This is a genomic window from Sporichthya sp. (assembly GCF_013815995.1).
Lineage (GTDB): Bacteria > Actinomycetota > Actinomycetes > Sporichthyales > Sporichthyaceae > Sporichthya.
Genome location: NZ_JACDFE010000218.1, coordinates 1 through 7746 on the forward strand (window position 1 = coordinate 1; position 7746 = coordinate 7746).

At 68.5% G+C, this 7746-nt stretch carries 10 protein-coding genes and 2 pseudogenes; 3 read left to right on the top strand and 9 right to left on the bottom strand.

The window, feature by feature from the left end; genetic code table 11:
- Nucleotides 1-275: transposase (locus H0X00_RS19415; protein WP_293774061.1), on the bottom strand; the 275-nt coding region annotated here is incomplete at its 3' end.
- A 155-nt stretch (nucleotides 276-430) separates the two neighbouring features.
- On the opposite strand from H0X00_RS19415, the gene H0X00_RS19420 reads away from it, so the two are divergent.
- Nucleotides 431-1237, top strand: a complete 807-nt coding sequence (locus tag H0X00_RS19420; protein ID WP_293774062.1) for a hypothetical protein — start codon at nucleotides 431-433, stop codon at nucleotides 1235-1237.
- Nucleotides 1238-1277: 40 nt separating this feature from the next.
- Here the strand turns inward: H0X00_RS19420 and H0X00_RS19425 are convergent, their stop codons facing one another.
- Nucleotides 1278-1970, bottom strand: a complete 693-nt coding sequence (locus H0X00_RS19425) for an O-methyltransferase (RefSeq protein WP_367186700.1) — start codon at nucleotides 1968-1970, stop codon at nucleotides 1278-1280.
- Nucleotides 1971-2204: 234 nt separating this feature from the next.
- The gene (locus tag H0X00_RS19430; RefSeq protein WP_293774064.1) at nucleotides 2205-2495 is read right to left on the bottom strand and encodes a UBP-type zinc finger domain-containing protein; all 291 of its coding nucleotides are present in this window, start codon (nucleotides 2493-2495) and stop codon (nucleotides 2205-2207) included.
- Between the two features lie 116 nt (nucleotides 2496-2611).
- On the opposite strand from H0X00_RS19430, the gene H0X00_RS19435 reads away from it, so the two are divergent.
- On the top strand, nucleotides 2612-3175 hold the full coding sequence (locus H0X00_RS19435; RefSeq protein ID WP_293774065.1) for a helix-turn-helix domain-containing protein: 564 nt from the start codon (nucleotides 2612-2614) through the stop codon (nucleotides 3173-3175).
- Here H0X00_RS19435 and H0X00_RS19440 read toward each other — a convergent pair.
- The 6 genes and pseudogenes from H0X00_RS19440 to H0X00_RS19465 all read right to left on the bottom strand — a co-directional run bounded on the left by H0X00_RS19440 (nucleotide 3172) and on the right by H0X00_RS19465 (nucleotide 7536).
- Nucleotides 3172-3582 carry a lipocalin-like domain-containing protein gene (locus H0X00_RS19440; protein ID WP_293774066.1) on the bottom strand — a complete coding sequence of 137 codons (411 nt, stop codon included), beginning with the start codon at nucleotides 3580-3582 and terminating at the stop codon, nucleotides 3172-3174. The two genes, H0X00_RS19435 and H0X00_RS19440, sit on opposite strands and share 4 nt — an antisense overlap.
- Nucleotides 3583-3591: 9 nt before the next feature.
- Complete coding sequence (locus H0X00_RS19445; RefSeq protein ID WP_293774067.1) at nucleotides 3592-4350, bottom strand: DUF2993 domain-containing protein; 759 nt, start codon at nucleotides 4348-4350, stop codon at nucleotides 3592-3594.
- 105 nt (nucleotides 4351-4455) lie between these two features.
- Nucleotides 4456-4727, bottom strand: a pseudogene (locus H0X00_RS19450) (cholesterol oxidase); the annotation flags it as partial.
- 233 nt (nucleotides 4728-4960) lie between these two features.
- Entirely contained in the window at nucleotides 4961-5512 is a 552-nt protein-coding gene (locus tag H0X00_RS19455; RefSeq protein WP_293774070.1) for a TetR family transcriptional regulator, read from the bottom strand.
- A 14-nt stretch (nucleotides 5513-5526) separates the two neighbouring features.
- Nucleotides 5527-6900 (bottom strand): cytochrome P450, encoded by a 1374-nt coding sequence (locus tag H0X00_RS19460; RefSeq protein WP_293774071.1) that lies wholly within the window; start codon nucleotides 6898-6900, stop codon nucleotides 5527-5529.
- A 48-nt stretch (nucleotides 6901-6948) separates the two neighbouring features.
- Nucleotides 6949-7536, bottom strand: a complete 588-nt coding sequence (locus H0X00_RS19465) for a hemerythrin domain-containing protein (protein WP_293774072.1) — start codon at nucleotides 7534-7536, stop codon at nucleotides 6949-6951.
- A gap of 127 nt (nucleotides 7537-7663) precedes the next feature.
- On the opposite strand from H0X00_RS19465, the pseudogene H0X00_RS23955 reads away from it, so the two are divergent.
- Nucleotides 7664-7746, top strand: a pseudogene (locus tag H0X00_RS23955) (acyl-CoA thioesterase); the annotation flags it as partial.

Sequence of the window (7746 nt, forward strand, 5' to 3'; positions counted from 1 at the left end):
CAGGCCGCGGCGAACCAGGTCGAGAGCGGGGTACGGGACCGATGAAAGATCGTGCCGGCGGTAACCGAGGTCTTTCGCCCGCAATCGGTGCACATCCACATCTGCCGCTGGCTGATCCGCCATCCCGCGCCGTCGCAGACAGGACAGGTGAAGCCCTCCGGCCAACGCAGCAGCTCCAAATACTCCACGCAGGCGTCATCGTTCGGGAACCAGTCCCGGAACTCCTGCAACGTGCGCGGGTAGTCGACTCCGCCTAGCGGCCGTTCCTTGCTCACACCCGAAATCGTACTGCACTCAAGCAGATATGCAGAACGTATGTTCGAGTGCTTGGGCAACCTCATTCGCCCCTGCAGTCACTACTTTCTGACGGATCGTCAGCTCCCCCCTCGGTAGGGTGGCCGCTTCTGAGGCTCAGCACAAGGAGACAGCCATGTTCGGGCGGATTGGTGTGGTCGCATTGGCGCTCATGCTGGGCGGATGCGCAGACGGCGACGACGATTCCGACGCGGCGTTGCCGGTGGAACCGGGAGCGACCTCCAGCGGCAAGGCGGCGAGCGATTCGTCGTTCGACAAGGACGCAGCCCGAGCTCTCGCCAAGTCCGCATTGTTTGTCATCGGCGACTTCCCGGCCGGGTGGGGAGCGACCCCCGCTGACCCGGATACAGAGGACGGCGAGGAGCTTCAGAAGCAGCTCTCGGAGTGCCTCGATGCTCCCAGCAACTTGTTTGGAGAAGGAGCCGATGGCGTCAGCGAGGACTCTTCCGACTTCAACTCGCCCGACGAAGCCACCACCGTCAGTTCGAGCGTCTCAGTCGCAGCACCCGGAAGAATGCGTCAGTTCTTCGACGTCATGAAGGGCGAGAACGTCAGCGGGTGCCTGTCAGAGGCAATGAACGCAGCGGTTCAGGCCGAGCTCAAGAAGAGTAAGGACGAGACGACCAAGGACATGACGTTCGAGAAGCCGAAGGTGGGTCAGCTGAGCTTTCCCACCCTTGGCGACGAGACCGTTCCCCTTCGGGTGAGCATGACGGCGTCCTATGCAGCGTTCAGTTTCGACTTCTACCTGGATCTGATCTACATCCGCTCCGGTGACAACGGCGTCTCCGTGACATTTGAAGGCACGGACCGCCCAGTTTCGATCGAGACGGAACAGCAGTACGCCGAGATCGCCGCTGAACGGCTCGCCGGCCTGCCAGGCTCCACCCCAAGCACCGCATCTGCAGCCCCCTCGCCCTGAATCGAACGAAGCCAGACCTCTCGACGCCGCGGTGACCCGCTCAGCCGAGGTAGGCCGACTCCAGCACCAGGTCCTTGATGAGGGACTGGTACTCGACGTGGGTCGCGTGCTCGGTAGTGCGGTACCGCTTGCCTTCCTGCTCGGTCATGTAGGCCCGGTAGTCCGGGGCGCCCGGGAAGCCCACGTTGTCGGCGATCACGACCGAGCCTGGGTGCAGGAAACCGCTGTCCTCGATCGTGTGCAGATCGGCGAGGTAGTGCTCCTTGGCGTGGTCGAGGAACACCGCGTCGAGCTGGCCCGGGCCGAGGCCGATCACCGTGCGCAGGTGCTCGATCGTCCGGCCGCCGTCACCGATCGAGCCGTCCACGACCGTGACCCGGTCGGACAGCCCGGCGTGTTCGATGTTCCGCCGCGCGATGGCCGCGTTGGCCGGGAGAAACTCCACGGAGACGATCCGGGCCTCGGGGGCGGAGCGGGCCAAGCGGAGCGCGCCGTAGCCGACGTAGGTGCCCAGTTCCATCACGAACGACGGCTTAACGGCGCGGATCGCGGTGTCGAGGATCTCGCCCTTCTCGTCGCCCACGTTGATCAGCATGCTGCGGTTGCGCGCGAAGTCGTCAATGGTCGCGATGACGTCGTCGAGGTCGCCCCGGCGGGCGTTCGCGGCGACGTAGACCGCGGCGGCCTCTTCGCGACCGTCGCCGACCTGCCACTCGGTGGTCAGGTGCTTCATACCGACGAGGAGCCGCAGGAAGCTCCAGCGCAGGAACGGCACCGGCTTTCCGGTGGCCTCGTTACCCGCCACCGCAGCGGCCGTCACGGCGGTCAGACGCAGGGCGAACTTGCGCAGCCCGCGACAGCGGGTGGACAGCAGCGCGGCGCCCGCGGCGATGCCGGCGGCGGTCTTCAGCGTGCGGGACACGGTGCCTCCTGAGCTTGGGTCAGGATGCACCGTAACGAGCGAAGGTTACGAATGCGAGGCCGCGGGACCGGCCGAGGGAAGCTCGAAGAAGAGCTCCTCGGGGTAGCACCAGAACCACTCCTCGCCCGGCTCGAACGACCGGATCAGCGGGTGCTGCGTGCTGTGCCAGTGTCCGGTGGCGTGCCTGCCCGGGGAGTTGTCGCAGCAGCCGACGTGACCGCACTGCTGACACATCCGCAGGTGCACCCAACGCCCGCCCAGTTGCAGGCACTCGTGGCAGCCGTCGTCGCTCGGCGCGTTCTCCTCGATGGTGTCCAGGTGCACACAGGTCGCCATCCGTGCCCCCGCGAGTCGATCTTGGTGATCTGCAACTCGGGCAGTATGCGCCCGACACGTGCCGGGTAGGTCAACGGCGTCGCCACCGCGGCGACACCCTCGCCACGGAGGCCGCGATGCTGATCCTGCTCGCCCTGGTTGTGTTCCTGCTCTTCGCGGGGCTCGGCTTCTTTGCCCACGTGCTCTGGCTCGGGCTCGTCGCTGCGGTTCTCTTGCTGGTGTTGCACATGTGGCGTCAGGGGCTCGCTCGCAGCACGCCGACCTCACGGCTCAACGTGCGATTGGTGGCTGCGCTTCGCGGTTTCCTGGACGACCTCCTCACCTCGCGCTCGCGCCAGCGTCAGCTCAACGAGCAGCGGGCCGGCGGCAAGATCGAGTCCGAGGTCGACATCGACGGGGCGATCCGCGAGCTTCCGCGCGGCACCGACGACATCCTCGACGCGGACATCGTGGAGGACGACGAGTCGCCCGCGAAGAAGACCGCAGCGGCCTCGACCCAGCGATCTGGGGTCCGCGCGTCGGCCAAGGAGCGCGCCGCGCACTGGCGTGCGATGACGCCGGCCAAGCTGGCGAAGGCCGAGCAGATGGCGGACGACGGCGCCACTCAGGCCGAGATCGCCCGCAAGCTCGGCGTCAGCCGCAGTACCGTGTCCCGGCACCTGGCCGGCAAGAGCTCCTAGCTCGCGCGCGCCCAGATCAGGCGCTGGGCGCGTCCGCCGGGGGTACGCGGCTCGACGGTCAGCGTGAGCCGGCCGTCGCGCTCGCCGACGGCCCGCTCCATGGTGGTGCCGATCCAGTCCGGGATCAGCGCGATCGCGACCTGGTGGCGCACCACATCGCCGTCGCGGGACCACGTGCCCGCGTAGGCCACGAACATCCGGGCGACCTCCGCCCACTGCGCATCGGACGCCTCGCCGGCCCGCGCCCCGAACGGCTCGCGGTCGGGCGCACAGAGCATCGCCGACATCGTGCCGTCGGCGCCGTACATGATCCGGCCCAGCGGAGCCTCGCCGAAGGGCGTGCTCACCGCGCCGTCGCCGGCCACCACCTCGAACGCCTCGAGCGTCCACGTTCCGATCAGTTCCATGTCACGGTTCTACCGGGCGCGCACCTTGCAGGGGTCGTCCGGCAGGACGACATCGGTACCGTCGAAGCTGAACTCGAGGCCGCGGTCGGTGGGGTTGAGCTCGACATCGACCCCGGCCGGCAGCTCGCGGATCGGGATCCGGACCTCCGGGAAGTCCCCGAAGTCGACGTCTCCGAACAGCGGGGTGGAGACCTGACCCGGCGCCAGCACCAGTTCGCCGTCCTCGATGCGCGGGGTCGTGGTCGCCGAGCCGCTGAAGATGCTGATGCCGCCGGAGATCTTGATGCCGCCGTCTCCGCCGTTGGACACCGTCATGCCCATGGCCTGCTCGCTCATCGCGTCGTAGGTGACCAGGCCGGAGCCGCGCAGGGAGTCCATCTCGCCGCCGGAGCCCTTGCGCTCCACCCCGTGGGCCTCGACCTTCAACTCCGAGACCCGCACGCCCTGGGCGTTGGCGTCGTGGGCGGTCATGGTCATCCCGCTCAAGCGGCCGCGGACCAGGTCGGGCAGCAGCGGGAAGCCGGAGATCTCGACCTTCGGCCGGTCCGGGGTCTGCAGACAGCCCTTGACCTTGCCGGCTACCACGCGCTCGATGACGATTTCCGCGCCGCGGTCGAGCACGACCAGACCGAGCCCGGAAGCGACGACGCCGACCGAGGTCCAGGTCGCGATCCTGCGGCGCCGCGACCACGGCACGCGGGCCGGCTTGGGGGCGAGCGGCGGCCCCGCGCCGGCTGCACCAGCGGGATCGGGAACGGACTCAGTCATCGGTGACACGTTGTCAGATCACCTCTCAGATCCGGGTGCCGACGTCGCGGGCCACGATGTGGTCCATCGCCCGCTCGGCGATCGCGGCGATGGTCAGCGAGGGGTGTTGGTGTAGAACGGCTTCATCTCCCCGCGCAGTTCGCGCAGCGCGAAGTTCCAGTCGATGGGCATCGGCACCTTGGAGACGGCGTAACCGTTCTCGCGGGCCCGGCTCGCAAAGACCCGCGAGGCGGCGTAGTTCGGCGACTCGATCAGTTCGTCCGGCGCGGTCGCCAGCCCGAGCATTCGGGCCGCCCGCGGGTAGTGCACGCGGTCGAGACGCCCACCCCGGCCGCGCACATGACCGCCATGTGGTCGCCCTGCACGCGTTCGAGCAGCCGGTGAACCGGCGCTGCGGCAGCGGGATCGGCAGGAAGGTCGGCGACCCGAGCCAGGACAACCGGTGGTCGAGGCTGGCCGGGTTCGGGCTGATGTGCGGGAAGGTGTCGACCTTCGGGGCGGCGGGCCAGCGGATGCCGCGTTCGAGGTACCGGCGAGGAACGTGCGGCGGGACAGCGGCATGGTTGACACTTTAGGCTAAAAGTGTCAAGTTCAAGCTGCGAATCTGGACTCAGCCGGCCAGGCCCATCGCCGGCAGCAGCGTGCGTGTGAGGAACCCGCGCAGGTCGGCGTCGGAGCGGATCGCGTCGCTGTTGAAGAGCAGGACCCCGAGTCCGGTACGCAGCAGCACCTCGACCACGTCGCCCTGACGCTCCATCAGGTGCGGGGCCCGCTCGAACAACGGCGCGACGAAGGCCTCCACGATCGGCAGCGCGTTAGTCATCATGTCGGCCTCGAACATCGGGTTGCCCGACTCCGGGAACACCAGGATCGCCAGCGCCGGGGTGTCCCGGAACGCCGCCCGCGCCGCCACGATCAGCTCGACGGCGTAGGCCCCGGCGTCGGTCACCGCGTCGATCTGTTCGGCGATCTCTCCGAGGGCGCGGGTGCTGACCTCGGTGACGGCCTCAGCGACGAGGTCCTCCAACGTGCCGAAGTTGGCGTAGACCGTCTGCCGGGAGACCCCGGCCGCGCCGGCGGCCGAGGCGATGCTGACCGCCTTGAAGCCGCCCTGCCCGATCAGCTCCTCGACGGCAGCGAGGATGCGGTCGCGGGCGGTCATGCCCGCGATTATCGTCAGCCCAGGCCCAGGGTCGCGGGGACCTGGATGTAACCGCGCAGCGCGGCGTTCGGGCCGAGTGTCGGCGCACCGGCGGCGGCGAGGTTCGGGAAGCGTTCGAAGAGCCGGCTCAGCGCGACCTCGCCCTCGAGGCGGGCCAGCGAGGCGCCGAGGCAGAAGTGCACGCCGGCGCCGAGGGCGAGGTGGTCGCGCGCATTCGCCCGGGTGATGTCGAAGCGATCCGGGTCGGCGAACACGGCGGGGTCGCGATTGGCGCCGGCGAGGAGGCAGATGATCATCCTCAACTTGGGCACCGGGACGCCGCGCAGCTCGGTGGCCACCTGCGAGTGTCGGACCGTGAACTGAGCCGGACCGTCCAGGCGGAGCATCTCGTCGATCGCGTTACGCCAGCGCTCCGGCTCGTCCCGCAGCAGCTTCGCCTGGTCGGGGTGCGCGAGCAGGCGCAGCGCACCGCTGCCGATCAGGTTGACGGTGGTCTCGAACCCGGCGAACAGCAGCAGGCCGGCATTCGCCATCAGCTCGGTCTCGGTCAGCCCGTTGCCGGTGGCGTTCTCGGCGTCGGAGGCCGCCACCATCCGGCTGAGGAGGTTCTCCCCGGGGTTCGCCCGCAGGTAGTCGAAGTGGCCCAGCAGCCAGGTGTTCATCTCGCGCAGGCAGTCCTCGATGTCGAGGAAGGTGCGGAACGGGACCCCGAACGCGGCGATCTGCAGGATGCGGTCGCCCCAGCCCAGGAACGTCTCCTGCAGCTTCGCGGGGACGCCGAGAACCTCGGCGATCACCAGCACCGGCAGCAGGTTGGCGTACTCCTCGACAAGGTCCGCCGGGCTGCCGTCGCGGTGCTTGGCCTCGTCGAGCTCGTCAAGCAGGTGGTCGGCGATCTCGATCGTGCGAAGCCGCAGGTTGTCGATCGCCTTGGGGGTGAACCCGCGGCTCGCGACCTTGCGCAGCCGGAGGTGCTCGGCACCGTTCGTCATGATCATCGCCGGGCGCTCGGTGAACGGTTGCGCACGAGGGTCGATCGCCCACGCCAGCGCCCGCCGCAGCGGTGCCGGCAGGGCCTCGTCCGGTACGCCCGAGCGGAACGCGTCGCTCTTGAGCAACTCGCTGACCACGCCGTAGCGCGCCGCGGTGTAGACGTAGCGGCCGGGCACGACGTCGCCCTGCGCCCGGATCTGGGCGTACAGCGGGAATGGGTCTTTCTGCAGCGCCGGGTCGGCGTTGAGCCGCGCGAACAGGTCACCGCTGCGGGCGCCGAGCTTCATGCCGACGGCCGGCAGACCCTGCCGGATGCCCCAGCGGACGGCGAGCTTGACGTCCGCCTGGCGGGGCACCCGGGCGCGGACACGGGCGGGGCGGGTCGGAGTGGTCATGGGTCATAGTTGACACTTTTCCTCGAAAGTGTCAACTGCCGATGCTGCTCAGCGGGCGGCGGTCTCCATCCCGGGGAGCCCATCCCCTACCTCGGCCAAGCGAACCGCGGCGACCGCCTGCGCGGGCACCTTGACCTTCGTCGGCGCCTTGGCCGCCTTCCGCTCGACCAGCTCCGTCTTGAGCTTCTTCGGCCGCTTCGGCGCCTTCTTGCGCAGCTTCAGCATCTCGGCGCCGATCTCCTGCAGGTCCTTGCGCCCGAGGGACTCCCGCACGTCCGGGAACCAGGCGGACTCCTCCTCCTCGATGTGGTGCTCGACGCTCTCGATCAGCACCGTGACCTTCGCTGTGAAGCGTTCGTCGGCGGGGGTCATGTCAGCGAGCTCGGCGCAGAGCAGGTCGGCGACGTGGTGCTCCTCGTAGGACTCGAGGATGTCGGACTCGAGGTCCGGTACCTGCTTGCGGACCTGTGGGTACAGGCCCTCGTTCTCGATGTAGGTGTGGACGGCGAGCAGCTCGAGGATCTGCTTGACCAGGCTCTGCTTCTCGGCCGCCTTCTCGGCCTTCTCAAAGCGACGGAACAGTCGCTTGATCTCTTTGTGGTCCGCGCGCAGCAGGACGATGGCGTCGGTCGACATGGGCGGGTCCTCATCAAGCGTGGAGCGGGCGGCTCCTCGGAGTGTGTGCAGAGGAAATGCCCGCGAATGGCGTTCGCATGCACGCGCTCGACCCCGGACGAACGAGGCGCGGCTAGGGTCCTGGGCCATGACCGAGCCGATCATCCGAATGCCACTGCGGGTGCGCTACCACGAGTGCGACGGACAAAAGATCGTCTTCAACGCCTGGTA